This window comes from Candidatus Binataceae bacterium (genome assembly GCA_035308025.1).
GTDB lineage: Bacteria > Desulfobacterota > Binatia > Binatales > Binataceae > JAJPHI01.
This window is the reverse complement of record DATGHL010000030.1, coordinates 19,127-35,608: the sequence shown is the minus strand read 5'-3', so window position 1 is coordinate 35,608 and position 16,482 is coordinate 19,127. Positions and strand designations below refer to the sequence as shown.

Here is a 16,482-nt window from a genome sequence, read left to right as displayed (position 1 = left end):
GTTCCAAATGACTATTCGACTGAGTATTGCCCACCTCAGTTGCGGAACTCGATATACTCGGGCTCGTAGAGCCCCCAGACAGTCGGGATATAATTCTCAAGCTGATTGCGGTAGGCGGCGAAGCGGCGTTGGCGCACGGTCTCGATAATCGGCAACTGGTCATGCAGGATTTGCTGAATTCGCCAATAGTATGGGGCACGTGCATGCGGATCCATTACCCGCGTGCCCTCGTCGAGCAGCCGATCGATCTCGGCTTCCCATGGCGTCGCGGGCTTGGGCTCCGACGGATTCCAGATATGCAGATTGCCGGAAGAGCGCAGAAAGTTGGCGCCGTTGTTGGGCTCGACCCCGCCGCCGCTAAAGCCCATCAGCATGCAATCCCAGTCAAAGCTTGATTCAATCCGTTTGACCAGCGTGATGAATTCCAGCGGGCGGTAGTTGACCTTGATGCCCAACTGTTCGAGATCCTGTTTGAAGATGACGCACATTTCGCCGCGCACCGATTCATCGCCGGTTGAAGTCGTGAGATCGAAGACCAGCGGATGGCCTTGCGGGTCGCCGCGCACGCCCGGCCGCAGCATCCGGTAACCAGCTTCGTCGAGCATCCGTCCAGCCAGGGCCAAATCATAGTCGTAATCCTTGAGGTTCGGGTTATAGAAGATTTTGTTCTCCGGCGAGATGTCGCTAACCGCCGGAATAGCCAGTCCGCGGAAACAGAGATTGATCATTCCCGCCTTATCGACCGCGTGGGCGAGCGCGCGCATGAAATTTATATCGGTGAACCAGCGGTAGCGCGGGTCGGTGACATTATTGTGAACGTACCGCCGTGGATTCCGGTTGAAGGCAAAGAATAGCGAACCGGTATCAATGCCGACGGGTTGGATCGTAATCCCGAGCGCCGCGGCTTGTTCGCGCAGGCTGAAGACCTCTTCGGGGCGCGGCGAGTAAGTGTCGGTCAGGCCGCCGACAAAGCGCAAGTACTGGGCATTGCGATCGGGCACGATCAGCAACGTCTGGCCGTGCAGGAGGGGTAGCGCGCGGCCGTCGGTGGCGCGCATCCAGTAGGACCGATAGCGGGCAAAAGCGATTTGCTGGCCCGGCACGTAACGGAGCATCTGGTAGGCGCCCAGCGAGACCAGCCGGTTGGCGGGAGTATCGATCCCCCAGGTGCGATTGAACTTGCCGGCGGCGAGCGCATCTTTGAGCGAGTGCTCGGGAATGATCGCAAAGCCGATGGAATTGAGCAGCGGCGCGAAGAGGCGCGGCAAGCGCATCACGACGGTGTAATCGTCGGGCGCCTCGGCTTTGATCGGCTGGCCGTCAACGGTCAGCACAAAACTTTCGCTGTTCGGTACGCGCGGATCGTAGATCACGCGCATCGTGAAGAGCACGTCGCGCGCGGTGAAGGGCACACCGTCGGACCATTTCACGTCGTGGCGCAGATGGAACGTGATCGTCTTGCCGCCGTCGCTCAGCTCCCATTTCTCCGCGAGGTCAGGCTCGATCAATGTGGTTTTTGGATCTTCTTTAGTCAGCCCTTCGAACAGATCGCCGATCGCTTCATTCGAAGCCCCGTCGGTGACCAGGACCGGGTTGAAGGTGTTGGGGTCGCTGGTCATCGAGTCATAGAGAATTTGCGCCGCAGCATGATTAATCGCCGGACGATTGACGCGGCATCCGGCGCTCAGCAGGGCGGCGAGCATCAGGATTGCGATCCCGGGAAACTGATAGGAACGCAAGTTCGTCTCAGCCGCGCGGCTCGGTAATCGAGTTGAAGCCGAGTCGCAATTCCCGGGTCTGCGGGCCGGGTGCCAATACGAAATCGGCGTCAGGAATCGCGCCGTCGATCAGCGGGCGCTCGTAGTGCAAATTCAGCGTGGTCGCCGAGGGTGCGAAGTTCGCGGCGATTGTGTAAGGAAAGCGCATCGCCCCGATATCGCGATAGTCGCTGTAACGCACTTCGTAGACTAGCGCACCGTCGGCCGCGATCTCACGCACCATCGCGAGGTCGCCGGCGGCGATCGCAATTTCGATCCGGCCGTCCTCTGCGCGCGAGTACTTGAGCAGCGTTGCGCCGTTATCCTCGCTGGAGGAAGTTGGCGCCGAATCGAGGGCCGCGTCGTCCGGTGGAAGTGCTAGCAGGAGGCGGACCGCCTGCGCCGGATTCAACGGGATGCGCGCGACCAGCTCGAGCGTCGCCGCGGTCGCCGCGCCGCGCGTGATCGTATTTTTCGACGGATCGAATACCGCTATCTCAGTCGGACCGGCGGCGACGACCAGAGCTATGCCCAACGGCGTCAGCGCCTCGACCCGCAAGCTCGACGGTCGCCGCACGGTAATCTGCTCGCGCGCCTTAAAGTGGCCGCCCGGGCCCATGTATTCCATAATTGCGGGAGTCTGCAACGCGGTCAGATTGCGCTCCCGCGCGTCGAGGATAGCGAGCTCCGCGCTGGCCGGAGCGGGCGCGGCAGCCGGAGTCGCTGACTGCGTGGCGCAAGCCGTAAGCAGCGTTACTGCGGCCGGCAGCGCAATCCAGGCGAAGCGATGAATCCTGACCCCGCGGCCCATCGAATCAGTGCGCGGCGCGTCGTTCCGTATCGCCGAGCGCCATCAGCTTGGCCTTGAGCCGCGTCGCCTGCTCGGCGTCCGCCGCCTTGACGAGAGCGTCCTCATACTGATGGCGGGCGTCGTCGGGTTTGCCAGCTTTGGCGTAGGCGTCGCCGAGATGCTCCGTGATGGTCGGGTCGCTACTGGTGAGATTGACCGCGCGTTCGAGTTCCTCTACCGCTTTGCGGTAATCGCCCTTCTGATAGTAAACCCAACCCAGGCTGTCCACGTAGAAACCGTCCTCAGGCTCGATCACGAGCGCGCGCTTGATCAGTTTTTCGGCCTCGTCGAGCCGCGCGCCGGATTCCGCGTAGGTATAACCTAGGTAATTCAGCGCCGCCGCGTTTTTGGGATTCAGCGCGATCGCCTGGCGCATCTCCGCCACCCCGAGGTCCTTTTGCTTGTTCTCGTCGTAGAGCGCGCCGAGGGTGAAGCGGAACTTGTCGTCGCGCGGATCGAGGCCGACCATTTTCTGGGCGAGCGCGATCGCGCTAGGGTAGTCTTTTTTCTCCTGATAGAGGCCGACCAGGAAGCCCATGATCTCGGTGTCATTGGGCTTAACCCGCAGCGCGTCGTTCAGTTTCGCAATCGCCTGATCGTATTCGCCCTGCTTGTCATAGATGTACGCCTGCTGCAGGCGCGCTTCGGGGAAGCGTTCGTCACTTTGCGGAATTTTGTCAAACTCGACGAGCGCCTGCTGGTACTCCTCGAGTTCCGTGTAAACCACTCCGAGGTAGTAGCGCACGCGGTAGTTGTCGGGCTCGGCGCCGAGCACCAGGTTGAATTCGGTCGCTGCCCGATCGAAGTCGCCGCGCTCGAAAAACAGCAGGCCGATCTTGGTGCGGGTGTCAGCCGGCGTGGTTTCGAGCTGCTCCTGGCGCTGCAGTTCCGCCAGCGCCGCTTCGAGCTTCGCGTCCCCGCCATAGAGATCGGCCAGGCGCTTGCGCGCCTCATCGTTATTGGGATCCGATTGCAGAATTTTGTGGTAGATATTGCTCGCTTCAGCGGGCCGGTTCTGCAACTCGCGCAAGACCGCGATGTCCATCAGCAGCAGTTGCGATTGTGGGCTCAGCGCCAGCGCTTTCTGATAGTAACGATCGGCGTCGTCATAACGCTTCGCCGCGAGCGTGACGCGGCCCGCATAGTAGTAGCCGAGAAACGACGACGGATCCTCGGCGATGAGCTGATTGAAGATCTGCTCGGCCTTGGCGTAGTCGCCATTCTTGGCCGCCAGCGTGCCCAGAAAAAGATAGGCCTCCTGCGTCTTCGGGGCCTGCTCGATCACCGTCTGATAGCGCGCGCGCGCCGCCTCGTCGTCGCCGAGCGCCGAGCTAATCCCAGCGTCGAGCAATTGCGCGCGCAGGTAGTTGGGATCAAGCTTGATTGCCGCATTGGTCTGCTCGAGCGCGTCCTTAAGGCGGCCTTCATGCACGTAGAGATCAGCGAGCTTCACCCGCAAGGCGGCGTTATTCGGGTCGTACTTGACCGCGGCCTCGTATTCGCGAAAAGCCTCTTGGTGATCGCCGTTCGCGGTCGCCATCTCAGCCTTCAGGTAAGCGCCCATTGCATAGGCTGACGCGGGAATATCCACTGCCGGTGCGGCGCCGAACGGATGCTGCCCGAGGCCGCCGCCCGGCGACGGTGGGCCGCCGAAGACGTGAAGCCCGGCGCATCCTGCGACGGTCGCCAGCGCGAGCGCGGCAGCTATCGATCTCCAGGGCGACTGCATTATCATTTTGCGGCCATGACCCACCGAGCCATAACCCCGTGACATGATCCGGAACACTATCGGTCGAACCTCTTGCGGCTCCTGCGACTACCGGCGGGAAATTCACCCGTCGCACCGCCGGAAGCATCTTATCAGTGTGGCGCGCCGCTTGCCTGCCGTGCAATCCCTGACCGGATGGCGGCAAAAGCTTGATCTGCCCAACACCCTCTGATGACGCTCGCCTCAACCTCCCAGCCGCAACTGCCCCATCGCATCGGCCTGCTCCCGCTGATCTGCCTCATCTATCTGGTCGTCAGCGGCGGCGCCTATGGGATCGAAGACGCTGTCGGCCTCGCCGGACCGCGGCTAACGCTGCTCCTGTGCGCAATAATCCCGCTCACCCTCAGCCTGCCGACAGCCCTGATGGCCGCGGAACTGACCGCTTTGATTCCATTCGAGGGCGGCTTTTACTTCTGGGTCAAGGAGGCGCTGGGACCGTTCGCCGGGTTCGCCGAGGTCTGGCTGACGCTGCTCTTCGCTGCGGTGGATACGGCGATCTATCCGGTCCTGTTCGCCACGTATCTGGCCTTTTTGATCCCGCTTGGCGCCGCCGGCCAGTTGGTCTTGGAGATCGCACTGGTCTGGTGCTCGGGACTCTTGAACCTGCTGGGCGTCCGCGTCGTCGGCAATAGCTCGATTATTCTTACAACTGCGCTGCTGGCACCATTCGTCGCGATGGTGCTCGTCGGCGCGCCGCACCTGATCCACTGGCGGATGCCCCTGGAGCCGCACGGTTCGCGCGACTTTCTCGCGGCGCTCGGCGGCGGCCTTACGGTCGTGATGTGGAATTACGGCGGATGGGAAAATCTCAGTGTCGTAGCCGGCGAAATCCAGGCGCCCCAGCGCAACTACCTGCGCGCGATCACGATCGCGATTCCGCTGGTCGCCCTCGGCTATCTTCTGCCGCTTGGCGTCACGCTCGCGGGCGCGAGCGCGGCGGCGCAGTGGCGCGCCGGATGGTTCGCCGCGGAGGGTGTTCGGCTGGGCGGCCCGCTTCTCGGGACGGCCATCAGCGTCGGCGGCGCTATCTCGGCCTTCGCGCTGTTCGAGGCCGCGATACTCTGGGTCTCGCGCCTGCCCTTCGTGCTGGCCGGCGAGGGTTATCTACCCCGCGCGCTGGCGGCAATGTCAGACAAGCGCGACGTCCCGGCGCGTTCGATCCTCGTCTGCTGCGTGGTTTTCACCCTGCTCGCGCCGCTTGGCTTCATGAATCTGGTGGTGCTCGACGTCTTTTTCTACATGCTGGCACTGGTCCTCGAAATGGCGGCGCTGATTCGGCTGCGCCGCCTGCAGCCGCAGCGCCGCGGACTCTTTGTGATCGGCGGCGGCAGGCTTGGACTCTACGTAGTCGCCGCCGCGCCGCTACTGACCTGGCTCGCGACCTTTGGCCTGATCGCCACCCACGGAGCGCGGCAGATCGATCTCATCGTCGCGCTCGCGATGGCCCTCGCGGTTCTGCCGGCCTACGCATTTCTGCGCCGCTATTATGGCGGCCCACTCCCGAAAAAGCCTCAGGACTTCGAGGTGGCGCGGGGCGGCGGATTGTAGACGTGAAAAAATGAAAAGGCTGCGATCACGAGTGCATGCGTGATTTTGCCTGACGCGATCAGCCCCTTGATTTGCGTCAGCGGCACGAGCGTTACTTCGGTCTCCTCCGAACCTTCTGGATCGGCGTGCGGACCGCCCACCGGGCGCACGTCGCGCGCGAAGAACGAGTAGCAGATGTTCGGCTGGATGGCCGGATTAGGATGCACCTTGCCCAGCGCGATTACCCGGCCGCCGTCGTAGCCGGTCTCCTCGACCATCTCCCGCCGCGCCGCGATCGCCGGCGTCCGATCTTCCGGATCAACCATCCCGCCCGGAATCTCAAGCGTAAACCCGCTGATACCGTGACGATACTGCCGCACCATCACCACCTCGCGCTTGGAGGTCAGCGGGATGATATTCACCCAGGCCGGCGCCTCAAGCACATAGAAGTGGCGATCACCGCGCGTCGGATGGCCCGATTTGCGCCGATGGAGATCGAAAATCGGCGTGCTGTAGACCTGCTCGCTGGCGAGCGTTTCCCAACGCCGAGCCTTCATCTCGCTAACGAAGGGCTTGTTACGGTTAGATTGTTCGCGTTCAAAAGAGCCGCCGGTATTCTATCGCGGGACAGCGATCCATTACGACCGTCAGTCCGGCCGCCCGCGCGCGCGCGGCCGCCCCCTGATGGACGACGCCGAGTTGGCCCCAGAGAATCCGCGCCCCTTTCCTGATCGCTTGTTCTGCAATCTCGGGCAAATTCGCCGGCCGCCGGAAGACGTCCACCATCTCGACCGCATCCGGAATCGATTCGAGGTCCGGGTAGCATCGTTCACCGAGTTCCGCCCGCAGGGCTTCGGGGGCGAGCTGCGGATTCACCGGAATTACGCGGAAACCGCGGCGCTTGAGCAGCATCGCGATATTCAAACTGTCGCGCTCCGGATTATCCGAGCATCCGACCACCGCGACGGTGGTGGGTTTGGCGAGAATCGCATGAATCTCGCTATCAGGCGGATTGTCGAACGTCATAACGGCCTCGTACGATTCATTATCGCTCAGATTTTGCGAAACCACGGATGGGCCGGGCTGAAATCATTGGACCAGTTCAAGCCTGTCACCAGACCGTTTTCAGCCGCCGCGTCGGCGTCAAATGAACGCTGCCAGTCGGCGACATAGATTCGTCGCGCGATCCGCCATTCGCCGCCGCGCCGCGCGAAGCGATCGAGGTAGCGCCCGCCAAAAATATCATGCACCGCGCGCCCGTCGCGCATCGCGATTCCGGCGGCGAGTCCGTAGCACTCGCCCTCCGCGACGTCACCGCTGACGCGCACCAGCGGACTCGCCGTCATATGCCAGCGGCGCACGAGGCTGTGTTCGACCTTCATCACTTCGACGCTGAACTGATCGCCGCGGCCCTTGAAGAAGCCGAAGTCGATCTCGGCGTCGGGCCAGAAGACCGTCTTCAGCGCATCGTCGTCGAGCCAGTCCAGCGCCCGGCTGTAGCGCTGCACCAGCTCGACGCAGGCCTGCTTGTCCAGAAGCTCTTGTAACGCCGCGCTTGAATTCTGCATCGGCATACCTCAGAGCCTATCCTTCCATCTCGCGCGCAGATGTCAAAGAGCCGCAGAGCTGGTGCAAAGGTTTCGCTGGTATCAAAAAAACAATGCTGTGGTACTGTTCTTTCGTAAGAAGCTCAGGTAGTTTGGCGGAAGCCACGTTGGACCGATTTAGCTAAAGGACGCGCGCATTTTCATTATGAAACCTCAATCGATGATTATCGCGATTGCGGCGCTTATCTTGACCGCAGCCGCCTCGGCGTCGGCGACACAATATCCCTATACCGATAGTGGCGGCAGCGTCAGCTCGACCGCGACCGAGTTGACCATCACAGGCGCGACCCTCGGGAGTCCCGCCGGCACGGTGACGATTTCGTGCCCGCTGGTCGCCTACTCGCCGATTTATTTCCCCTACTCCGAAGAGTGGACCTGTATTGGCGGCAGCCTGACGGCGCAATCGAATGACGGTACTACGAGCATCAGCGGGAGCTTCACGACGGGTCGTCTCACCCTCCAGGAGTTCACGTCTAGGGGCGCCACGACTTATGATTATGTGCTTTATGCCAACTTCTCGGGCTCGCAGACGATCAAGGGCGCTTCGACCGCGGTGCTTGGCGAGGTAATCGAGACGCTGGCGCCGCTAACGACGACGCTCGATCTGACCAGCGGAACGATCCAGAGCGGAACGATAGACATCAACCAGCAATATGAGCCGATCTATGTCGCCGACACGGGCAATAATCGCATCGTCCGGATGCTTGACATGCTGGGCTCGGGTTGGACCACCCTGGGCAAGGCTGGATCGGGGATTAATCAGTTCTCGGCGCCGTGGGGCATCGCAGTCGATTCCGCCGGCAAAATCTATGTAACCGACAGCACCAATTGCCGCATCGTCCGGATGGACAACATCAGCGGCAAAAACTGGACCTCGTATGGGACCTGCGGCGCGGGTACCGGCCAATTCTCCAGTCCAAAGGGGCTATGGGTCGATGCCAGCGGCATCTATATCGCCGACAGCGGCAACAACCGCGTGGTCTTCATGAGCGACCTTAGCGGGACCAACTTCACGGCGTTCGGCAGCCTCGGGAACGGCACGAATCAGTTTGACGATCCAAGCGGCGTTGCGCGCGATAGTGCGGGTAAGATTTACGTCGCCGACACAATCAATGGCCGCATCGTGCGGGTTGACGATTTGACCGGAACCAACTGGACGACGCTTTCGTCAATCTTCCCGATGTACGACGAACTGCTCGCGATCACACTCGATGCGGCATCGAGGATCTACGTCACCGACGATGAATTCGGCATCAGCGAGGTGATCCGCACTGATAATATCACCGGGGCGAATCCGGTTTATGTGGGGCTCGGCAACCCCAATTATCTGTATTACCCCTACGGCAGCTCGGCGGTATTTGTCGATCCTGACGGCGCCATCTACATCCCCGACACTGCAGATCGGATCATGCGTTTTTTTGACTTAACCGACAACGGCATCCTCATCCTTGGTACGTATGCCACCCCCGGAACCGGTGTCGGGATGTTTTCCAAACCGGAGGGGCTCTTCGTCGTGCCGAGCACGAGGAAAGGCGCGGTCGCGTCTGTCAGCCCGGCGAGCCTCAGTTTCCCGACGGAATTAGTTGGTTCGCCGAGTCCGGCCGAAAGCGCCACGCTGAGCAACATCGGGACTGGGCCATTGACCTTGACCGGCGTCGGCACCGCAACGGCGGATTTTCCGGCGACCAACAATTGCCCGACCACACTCCTCGCCGGCCAAAACTGTTCCGCGTCAGTCGTCTTTCAGCCGGTGGTCGGCGGCCTGCTGAAGGACTCGCTCAGTTTCACGACGGCCAAAAGTGCTGTGAAGGTAAGCGTACGAGGTAGTGGGGCGCTGGTCTCGCTCTCACCCAGTTACCTCGTTCTGTACGACGGCCAGAGTGGGGTGGTCACGATCACCAACCCGTTGACGACGACGGCCGGGATCACCTCGATCAAAGCAACCAAACCTTTCTTCCAGGTGGCGAATACCTGCGGCGCGAGTCTCGCGCCCGGCGCGAGTTGTTCCTACACGGTCGGATGGAACTATACGGGGTACGTGGTGCTCGGGGATGTCATCGTCACCGACGGTTCGGGCACGCCCCAATACGTGGGCATCACCGGCGAGTAAGCGGCCTCGAGCGCACCGGAGATCCATACGATCGCGCGAAATTAACTAGGCGGACGCGAGAATCCGATCGATCGTGCGCGGCACGAGCCGCATGATTTCATCGCGGCAGGCGGCGAAGACCGCGTCGCCCTGCTCGAAGGGATCCGCGATATCGCCCGCTTCATCGGCGAACTCGCGCAGCGTATAGACTTCGAGGCCGGCCGGCACGGCGAAGCGCTCATGCAGCTCGCGCGCCTGTGCTTGCGTCATCGCGATCACGAGATCTGCCTCTTCGAGGAGCTCGGGATGGCGCTTCAAATCAGTGGAAGTGGCCTCGTCGCCGATGTCGATCCCGACCTCGCGCAGCGCCATCCGCGTATCGAGCGAAACCAGCGCGCCGTCACGCGCATAGGGTGCGATACCGGCTGAGCGGATGCGCACCGCGTGGGTGGCGTCGTGCCGAGTCAGCTCGCGAACCATGAGATGTTCGGCCATCACGCTGCGCGCGGTGTTAGCCGCGCAAATGATCAGAACTGAACGAAAACGCGGCCGCTTAGACACTAGCGGAGCGCGGCTGCCGCGCGAAGCGAGCAGGCGAGTCTGCGAGCTGCGTCAAAATTCTGAAGTCGCGCGCCAGTCGATCAAAGTCAGACTTTTCCCGACAGAACCTCGCCGAGATTCTCTTTCTTGGTCACCCCAGTCGCGAGTTCCTTTTTGACACGCGCGCCGAGTTCTGCAGGATCCCAGAACCTGAGTGGCCCGCTCTGGGTGATCTTGGCCACGCTATGCCATCCGCGCATCAGCCAGACGTTGCCGAGCCCGACGCGAAAGATTTCACCATGACAGTCTTTGGCGTCGTCGCTGCCCAGCCACGCCACTAGCGGGGCCACGTGGGCCGGGCTGAACATGTCTACTTCGCCGGTCTTGGGCGTTGGCATTGTCGCCGCGGTCTGCGGCGTCGCGTCGATCGTCAGGCGGGTGCGGGCGACCGGCGCGATCGCATTGATCGCGACGCCGTAGCGCGCCATCTCGCGATCCATGATGATCGCCATCGTCGCCACGGCGGCTTTCGCGGTACCGTAATTGGCCTGTCCGGCATTGCCGAGCAAGCCCGAATCCGAGCTCGTGTTAATCAGCCGGCCGTTGAGCAGATTGCCCGCCTTATGCTGCTCGCGCCAATAGTTGCAGGCGTGGCGCGCCATGTTGAAGGTGCCCTTCAGATGAACGCCGATGACGGCGTCAAAGTCATCTTCGTTCATGTTGAAGATCATGCGGTCGCGCAGGATGCCGGCGTTGTTGACCACGACGTTGAGCTTGCCGAAGTTGTCGATTGCGCATTCGAGGATGCGCTTGGAGGACTTGAAGTCTGTGACGCTCTCGAAGTTCGCGACCGCCTCGCCGCCGCCCGCGCGGATTTCCTTGACGACGTCCTCGGCGGGCGAACGCGATTGGCCGGTGCCGTCGAAATGGCCGCCCAGATCGTTGACGACGACCTTCGCGCCCTGCTTGGCCATCTGCAGCGCCTCTTCGCGCCCGATTCCGCGGCCCGCGCCCGTGATTACAACAACTTTGCCCTCGAGTAATGCCATCGCGCCTGTTCCTCTCCCGTTACGGCCTGTGACGCCGTGATCTGTCTGCGTGGTTGTGGATAGACTCTGACGATGATCAAAGTCAAGCTCCGACACTAAAACGCGCTAAGGCGAGGAGCGCCGCAATTGCCACACTCCTCGCCCATTGATGGCGCATGCTCCCGATCACAGTGGTCGCACTTCGCGATTCCCACTACGCTCGGGAGTTGTCCTATTGCGCGTTGGCGATCAGCGCCACACGGCTCTTCGCGATTGCGCTCTGCAATGAAGAGTTGTCGAGGTCCGACGGGTAGAGCTCGAGATAATGTGTCCCGGCGTTGGCCGCCAAGTTCATCGCCGCGGGCAAGCCGCCGCCCAGCGCCGCGACCGTCTGATAGCCCGTCGTAATTTGGTTCGCATAACTGGTCTCAGTCGGCCACGCCTGTCCGTAACCCACGAGTCCATCGTTCTGCAACGCGAACTGCGCGCCATAAGCTGCTACCCCATCGGCAATTATATCCAGCGTCGCCTGACTATCCTGTCCGGCATCGTACTTACCTGGGGTGAAAACCAGGCCGTTATCGTCGATCGGCGGAAAGCCTCCCATGTCCATCGTCGCCACCAGGGTCTTGGTCGGAAAGGCGCTCTGAAAGGCCGCGGCGATCTGTCGCCACGCCGCTTCAACCTGCAAGCGTGTGTAGCCGGCGGCTTGCCAGTTAGCTACATCATTGTAACCGGTGCAGCTCGTTTTACCGTTGTGGATCGCCTGGTTCACGCCGAACGGCACCGAGGTCTCTTCGTCGACCGAATTCAAGCCCGAGATTTTGACGCCAGTGACGGTGGCATTGGCGCTGTAGCGCGCGCCCAGGGCTTCCACGAAAGCCGTCCATTTCTCGATGAACACGGGATCCCAAGGCACCGGGATCTTTGTTACCGAGCACATCTTCGGACCCCAAGGCTGAGACCACACAAAGCTGAACGCTTGCGCCCTTTGAGCGAACAGCCAGCTCGGGGCCAGATAGCCTCCGACCACGTCGATCGTGACGCTTTTGCCGGCGCCGGCCGCCTGCGCGATCATATTATCCAGTGGCGCCCAGGCGTAAACGCCGTCCGCGGTCTCGATCGCGTTCCACGCGAACTTCAAGGCCACCCCGTCGATATTGTTGTTGGTCAGTACTGACGAGGTGATAAACCACTGAGTCCCGTGGGCTCTTGACCACTGCGAATAGATCGAATTATAGGCGTAAATGCCTTTTACTTCAGACGTTTGCGCCGCGGCGATCGATGAACCGAGTCCACTACTCAACAGAACGGCGAAAAACAGACGAATCGCGGAATCTCTCATTTTGACAATTACCTTTGCAATAGCTTTGCAAAGGAAGCCTTAGCGCAACGGTCATGCCGCTTTGACGTTGCGCCGATCTAACTGAAAAAGCTGTTCAGGCGATGAGGTCCGCTTCACGATCAGAGATTGTCGTGCCGGAAGCGTGCTTGAGGCCGGTGTCCGAAACCCGCGGCGACGGTCGCGATTCGTGACGGCCGGTTCGCGCCTCGCGTTGCAACTTCGTGGAGATGTTCGAGGGCCGGAGCTCTTGCGCTACGACCTGGACCGCAGTTACGGGTCAGGCGTTTCGGGATAATTCGCGACCGGGATCGACAAAGGCCGCCCCGGCGCTGCCGCCTGATGGGCATCGTCTAAGCTGACGCGGGAAGCTGTCCGGAGGCCTCGAAGCCTTTAGGACTTGCGGCTGTCGAAATAGGACCCCTGGTCAAGGTCTTGGATCAGATCCCGCTGCGCCGGACGCCATCCCACGCGCTTCCGGGTAAGGCTGCTGGACGTGGGATTGTCCATCGCAATGAAGTTCGTCAGCCAGCCGAAATGGTCTCCTGCCCTGGCGCTCGGCACCGAGACCACCGGCACGTTCAAATGCCTGCCGATGGCGATTGCGATGTCGCGAAGTGCCACCCCCTCCTCAGCTACCGCGTGAAGCCTCGAACCAGCTGGCGCGCTCTCCAGCGCCAGCCGATAGAGCACCGCCGCATCCAATCGATGCACTGCCGGCCAGCGGTTGAATCCCTCACCCACATAGCCCGAGACGGCCTTCTCGCGGGCAAAATTGATCAGGCCTGGGACAAAGCCGCGATCGCCGTCCCCATGGACCGACGGGGGAAGGCGCACGACGGAGGCGCGCACGCCACGCGACGCCATTGACAGAGTGGTTTCCTCCGAGGCGACGCGGGGCGCCGCGCTCGATGCCGGATCAGGCCCGTCGTCTTCAGTGCCTAGACGATTGGGCGCCAGAAGCGCGGTACCGGAGGTGACCACGAGGGGGCGATCGGAACCGGCGAGCGCTAGGCCCAGCGTCTCAATGGCGCGCCGATCCGTTTCGGCTGCAGCCAAGTAGAGGGAGGAGAAGTCGCGGACTGAGTTGTCAGACAAGAAGTCGTGGACGAATGCGGCGTGGATCACGCCGTCCGATGCCTCTGCTCCACGCTTCAGGCTATCAGGATCATCGAGAGCGCCACGATGCACCTCGGCCCCGACGGCCTTGAGAGATGCAGCGGCCGCATCCGAGCGGGCAAGGCCGAGAACTCGGTGCCCCGCACCAATCAGTTCGCTCACGATGGCCGAGCCGATGAACCCGGTCGCGCCGGTGACAAAAACCCGCATGAGAGTCCTCTTCAGTTCGCTGAGGGGATAATATGAATCCTCGCAGCTATCAATCGCGAGTCGCCACCAAATCGATTAAGGTCTCTTCGCGATCGGCGGGCGGCGTTATCCCAAACCAGCGTTCCATGATCGCGAAGTCCGCGCGACTCCACCACAAATAAGGATACGAAATCGCCTGCGCATCAATTGTGAAGCCGGCCGCGCGAAGCATCGTGAGATATTCCGGCGCGGTGCGTTGCACCTCCATCGGATGGCGGAAGAGCAGGCGAATGATCCACGAACGGATATACCGGCGGGTCGATTCGGCAAATAACAGCACGCCGTCACGCTTGAGCACGCGATGAAATTCGCGCAGCGCACTCTGTTGATCGACCAGGTGATGAAACGTCTGATGGCAGAACAGCAGATCGACCGATTGGTCGGGAATCGGCAGCGCGGCGCTTGAGGCTCGCTTGAATTCCACCGCGAGTTCGTGGCGATGTGCTTCCGCCCGCGCACTCGCGAGCATCTCCCGGTCAATGTCGACGCCGATCATCCGCACCGGCCGGAAGCGCTCATTGAGCAGTTTGAACGAACGTCCGTGGCCGCAGCCGACATCGACGATCACAGGATAAGAAGCACGTCGATTTTCGATCAGACCGTCGAGTTCTGCGAGCGCGGGTTGCAGCACATGGCGGGTCCAAATCTCAGTGCCGAGAAACCATAAGCCGAAGCGGGATTCCGCCACGTGAAGCCGCGCCCGCCCTTCGTCGCGGGCGGCGGCGTCAAGGCTCTGCAGTGATCGCTTTGCGCCTGGCGCACTCACTCGGGATTCATCTCGGGAGCGGTCGGCACCGGCAGTCGAAAGCCAAAGCGGTAGGCCAGCGACAGTGCGAAGAACGCAGCTTTGAACGCGAGCAAAGGCGGTGAATATCGCCAGCTCGGTTGCAGGTTGCCCGCCAGGATCGAAACCAGCCCGGCGCGCATCCGAAAACGGTTGCTCGGCGCCATGAACATATCGCGCAATACCGGATGGTTGATGCGGTAAATCAGCCACGAGATCTTGTTCAGCGCTTGCCGCATGCGCCGTTCGGCCTTGCGCGCGAGCGCCAGCCCGGCGCGTGGATTGTCGAGCCAGCGCAGCGCCACGGCGGCGCCGCTCTCGCCCGCCGTCATCGCCAGCAGGACGCCGGTGGAAAACACCGGATCGACGAAGGCGAAGGCGTCGCCCATCAGGAAGTAACCCTCTCCGCACGCCGACCGCGCGCAGTACGAATAGTTTCCCGTCGCCGTCACTTCCGAGACCAGCTCGGCCCGCCGCATCCGCGGGCCGACCATCCGGCTGTTCCGCAGCTTCTCGAAGAAAAAATCCCCCATCGTACCACGGCGAGTTTTGAAGGCCGCCTGATCGCCGACGAACCCGACGCTCATGATGCCGCCGGGTAGCGGGATTACCCAGAACCATCCGTCGCTGGCCAAGTGAATGCTGATCGACCCGGCCAATCGGCCGCCGCGCGGCTCCACCATGCGGAAATGCGCGAACACCGCGGCCGTGGAGTTCCGCTTGTCCGCTTCCAGCAGCCGGAACTTGGTCGCCAGAAAAGCGTCGCGCCCGGAGGCGTCGAGCACCAGCTTGGGGCTGAAAAGCTGCATACCATTCGAGTTCCGGGCCGACACTCGCGCCCGCGCGCCGCCGGCGCCGAAGGTCACATCTGCGACCGCAGTGTGCTCGTAGGTGCGGACGCCCTTGCCGCGTGCATTAGCGAATAGCGCTTGATCGAAATCTGCGCGTTTGACCTGGTAACTATAAGTGTATTCGCGATCGAGCCCGGTCGCGAAGTTGAATTCCACGCTCCGGCCGGTCTCGTCCGAAATGAATTCAGCGCCCGGTTTCAACACGCCCATGCCGGCGATTTCTTCGAGCATCCCGAGCCGCTCAAGCGCGGCAAGATTGCGCGGCAGCAGCGATTCGCCGATATGGAAGCGCGGATGCGCCTCCTTCTCGAGCAAAACCACGTCCTTGCCGGCAGCCGCGATCAGTGCGGCAGCGGTCGAGCCGCACGGTCCTCCTCCGATAATCAAAACATCGCACGGCTCGCCCGCGGGCGAAGGGCTAATCGCGGTCGTGCCCGAGTTGATTATGGCCACTGGGGCTTGGTAGCCTCCGTCAACGAAATGTTACCCGAGTCTTCGCAGCGGAGGAGCTGAAGCGACGATGTTTCGACGCAGCTTGTTCATGGGTCTGGCCTTGATGACGCTAGCCGCGAGCGCCGCGGCGCGCAACGATGCGTACACTTTGAATAATGCGGACGTTGTCAATGATCCGGCGTTCAAACAGCTCGGCAGTGATGTAGCGCTCTATTTTGCCGATCAGACGGCGCCGAAAGCCGCGCAGAACCTTGGTGACGCTGTTGCCAAGAATATCGCCAAGAAGCGCGGCGAATCCGATCAGCAATGGTGCCAGGCGGCGGCAATCGGCGCTTTGTCTGAACTGCGCAACGAGGCCACCACCAGAGGCGGTAACGCGGTCATCAATATCCACAGCTTTTATCATGAGGCTCCGATCGCAGACAAAACCAAGTACGAGTGTCACGCGGGCGGCACCGGCGGGCACGTCGAGCTGCAAGGAACAATCGTCAAGCTCGCCAAATAACACTAGTGGAGCG

At 61.7% G+C, this 16,482-nt stretch carries 15 protein-coding genes; 3 read left to right on the top strand and 12 right to left on the bottom strand.

Annotated features, from left to right (window positions below; all coding sequences use genetic code 11):
* Window positions 1–35: 35 nt before the first annotated feature.
* The 3 genes from VKS22_09200 to VKS22_09190 are packed head-to-tail and all read right to left on the bottom strand — an operon-like array spanning window position 36 to window position 4,381.
* Window positions 36–1,739, bottom strand: a complete 1,704-nt coding sequence (locus tag VKS22_09200; protein HLW70784.1) for an ABC transporter substrate-binding protein — start codon at window positions 1,737–1,739, stop codon at window positions 36–38.
* 7 nt (window positions 1,740–1,746) lie between these two features.
* Window positions 1,747–2,568: a DUF4292 domain-containing protein gene (locus VKS22_09195; protein ID HLW70783.1), complete on the bottom strand. Its 822-nt coding sequence runs from the start codon at window positions 2,566–2,568 to the stop codon at window positions 1,747–1,749.
* A 4-nt stretch (window positions 2,569–2,572) separates the two neighbouring features.
* Window positions 2,573–4,381, bottom strand: a complete 1,809-nt coding sequence (locus VKS22_09190; GenBank protein HLW70782.1) for a tetratricopeptide repeat protein — start codon at window positions 4,379–4,381, stop codon at window positions 2,573–2,575.
* 165 nt (window positions 4,382–4,546) lie between these two features.
* Here VKS22_09190 and VKS22_09185 point away from each other — a divergent pair, with 165 nt between their 5' ends.
* Window positions 4,547–5,923: an APC family permease gene (locus VKS22_09185; GenBank protein ID HLW70781.1), complete on the top strand. Its 1,377-nt coding sequence runs from the start codon at window positions 4,547–4,549 to the stop codon at window positions 5,921–5,923.
* On the opposite strand, the gene VKS22_09180 is transcribed toward VKS22_09185, so the two are convergent.
* From VKS22_09180 to VKS22_09170, 3 genes are read right to left on the bottom strand one after another with little or no spacing between them, the layout of a single operon-like run.
* A complete protein-coding gene (locus tag VKS22_09180) occupies window positions 5,887–6,459 on the bottom strand; it encodes an NUDIX hydrolase (protein HLW70780.1) in 573 nt (190 codons plus the stop codon). The genes VKS22_09185 and VKS22_09180 overlap by 37 nt on opposite strands.
* 40 nt (window positions 6,460–6,499) lie before the next feature.
* Window positions 6,500–6,928 (bottom strand): CoA-binding protein, encoded by a 429-nt coding sequence (locus tag VKS22_09175; GenBank protein ID HLW70779.1) that lies wholly within the window; start codon window positions 6,926–6,928, stop codon window positions 6,500–6,502.
* Between the two features lie 26 nt (window positions 6,929–6,954).
* Complete coding sequence (locus VKS22_09170) at window positions 6,955–7,470, bottom strand: nuclear transport factor 2 family protein (protein ID HLW70778.1); 516 nt, start codon at window positions 7,468–7,470, stop codon at window positions 6,955–6,957.
* Between the two features lie 184 nt (window positions 7,471–7,654).
* Here VKS22_09170 and VKS22_09165 point away from each other — a divergent pair, with 184 nt between their 5' ends.
* On the top strand, window positions 7,655–9,619 hold the full coding sequence (locus VKS22_09165; protein HLW70777.1) for a choice-of-anchor D domain-containing protein: 1,965 nt from the start codon (window positions 7,655–7,657) through the stop codon (window positions 9,617–9,619).
* Window positions 9,620–9,664: 45 nt separating this feature from the next.
* On the opposite strand, the gene VKS22_09160 is transcribed toward VKS22_09165, so the two are convergent.
* From VKS22_09160 to VKS22_09135, 6 genes are all read right to left on the bottom strand, one after another.
* Window positions 9,665–10,159, bottom strand: coding sequence for a hypothetical protein (locus VKS22_09160; protein ID HLW70776.1), 495 nt, complete (start codon window positions 10,157–10,159; stop codon window positions 9,665–9,667).
* A gap of 86 nt (window positions 10,160–10,245) precedes the next feature.
* Complete coding sequence (locus VKS22_09155; GenBank protein ID HLW70775.1) at window positions 10,246–11,187, bottom strand: SDR family oxidoreductase; 942 nt, start codon at window positions 11,185–11,187, stop codon at window positions 10,246–10,248.
* Window positions 11,188–11,398: 211 nt separating this feature from the next.
* Entirely contained in the window at window positions 11,399–12,511 is a 1,113-nt protein-coding gene (locus tag VKS22_09150; GenBank protein ID HLW70774.1) for a beta-galactosidase, read from the bottom strand.
* 390 nt (window positions 12,512–12,901) lie between these two features.
* On the bottom strand, window positions 12,902–13,837 hold the full coding sequence (locus tag VKS22_09145; GenBank protein ID HLW70773.1) for an SDR family oxidoreductase: 936 nt from the start codon (window positions 13,835–13,837) through the stop codon (window positions 12,902–12,904).
* Between the two features lie 49 nt (window positions 13,838–13,886).
* Window positions 13,887–14,642 carry a class I SAM-dependent methyltransferase gene (locus VKS22_09140; GenBank protein HLW70772.1) on the bottom strand — a complete coding sequence of 252 codons (756 nt, stop codon included), beginning with the start codon at window positions 14,640–14,642 and terminating at the stop codon, window positions 13,887–13,889.
* Window positions 14,639–15,964 (bottom strand): NAD(P)/FAD-dependent oxidoreductase, encoded by a 1,326-nt coding sequence (locus VKS22_09135; GenBank protein HLW70771.1) that lies wholly within the window; start codon window positions 15,962–15,964, stop codon window positions 14,639–14,641. Before VKS22_09135 ends, VKS22_09140 begins: the two co-directional genes overlap by 4 nt.
* Window positions 15,965–16,031: 67 nt before the next feature.
* Here VKS22_09135 and VKS22_09130 point away from each other — a divergent pair, with 67 nt between their 5' ends.
* Complete coding sequence (locus tag VKS22_09130) at window positions 16,032–16,469, top strand: hypothetical protein (protein ID HLW70770.1); 438 nt, start codon at window positions 16,032–16,034, stop codon at window positions 16,467–16,469.
* Window positions 16,470–16,482: the final 13 nt, after the last annotated feature.

Excerpts from the sequence above, each read along its gene's own strand:
- VKS22_09165 (HLW70777.1), top strand. The coding sequence starts at position 7,655 with ATGAAACCTCAATCGATGATTATCGCGATTGCGGCGCTTATCTTGACC.
- VKS22_09150 (HLW70774.1), bottom strand. The coding sequence starts at position 12,511 with ATGAGAGATTCCGCGATTCGTCTGTTTTTCGCCGTTCTGTTGAGTAGT.
- VKS22_09175 (HLW70779.1), bottom strand. The coding sequence starts at position 6,928 with ATGACGTTCGACAATCCGCCTGATAGCGAGATTCATGCGATTCTCGCC.
- VKS22_09155 (HLW70775.1), bottom strand. The coding sequence starts at position 11,187 with ATGGCATTACTCGAGGGCAAAGTTGTTGTAATCACGGGCGCGGGCCGC.
- VKS22_09190 (HLW70782.1), bottom strand. The coding sequence starts at position 4,381 with ATGTCACGGGGTTATGGCTCGGTGGGTCATGGCCGCAAAATGATAATG.
- VKS22_09145 (HLW70773.1), bottom strand. The coding sequence starts at position 13,837 with ATGCGGGTTTTTGTCACCGGCGCGACCGGGTTCATCGGCTCGGCCATC.
- VKS22_09185 (HLW70781.1), top strand. The coding sequence starts at position 4,547 with ATGACGCTCGCCTCAACCTCCCAGCCGCAACTGCCCCATCGCATCGGC.
- VKS22_09130 (HLW70770.1), top strand. The coding sequence starts at position 16,032 with ATGTTTCGACGCAGCTTGTTCATGGGTCTGGCCTTGATGACGCTAGCC.
- VKS22_09170 (HLW70778.1), bottom strand. The coding sequence starts at position 7,470 with ATGCAGAATTCAAGCGCGGCGTTACAAGAGCTTCTGGACAAGCAGGCC.
- VKS22_09180 (HLW70780.1), bottom strand. The coding sequence starts at position 6,459 with ATGAAGGCTCGGCGTTGGGAAACGCTCGCCAGCGAGCAGGTCTACAGC.
- VKS22_09195 (HLW70783.1), bottom strand. The coding sequence starts at position 2,568 with ATGGGCCGCGGGGTCAGGATTCATCGCTTCGCCTGGATTGCGCTGCCG.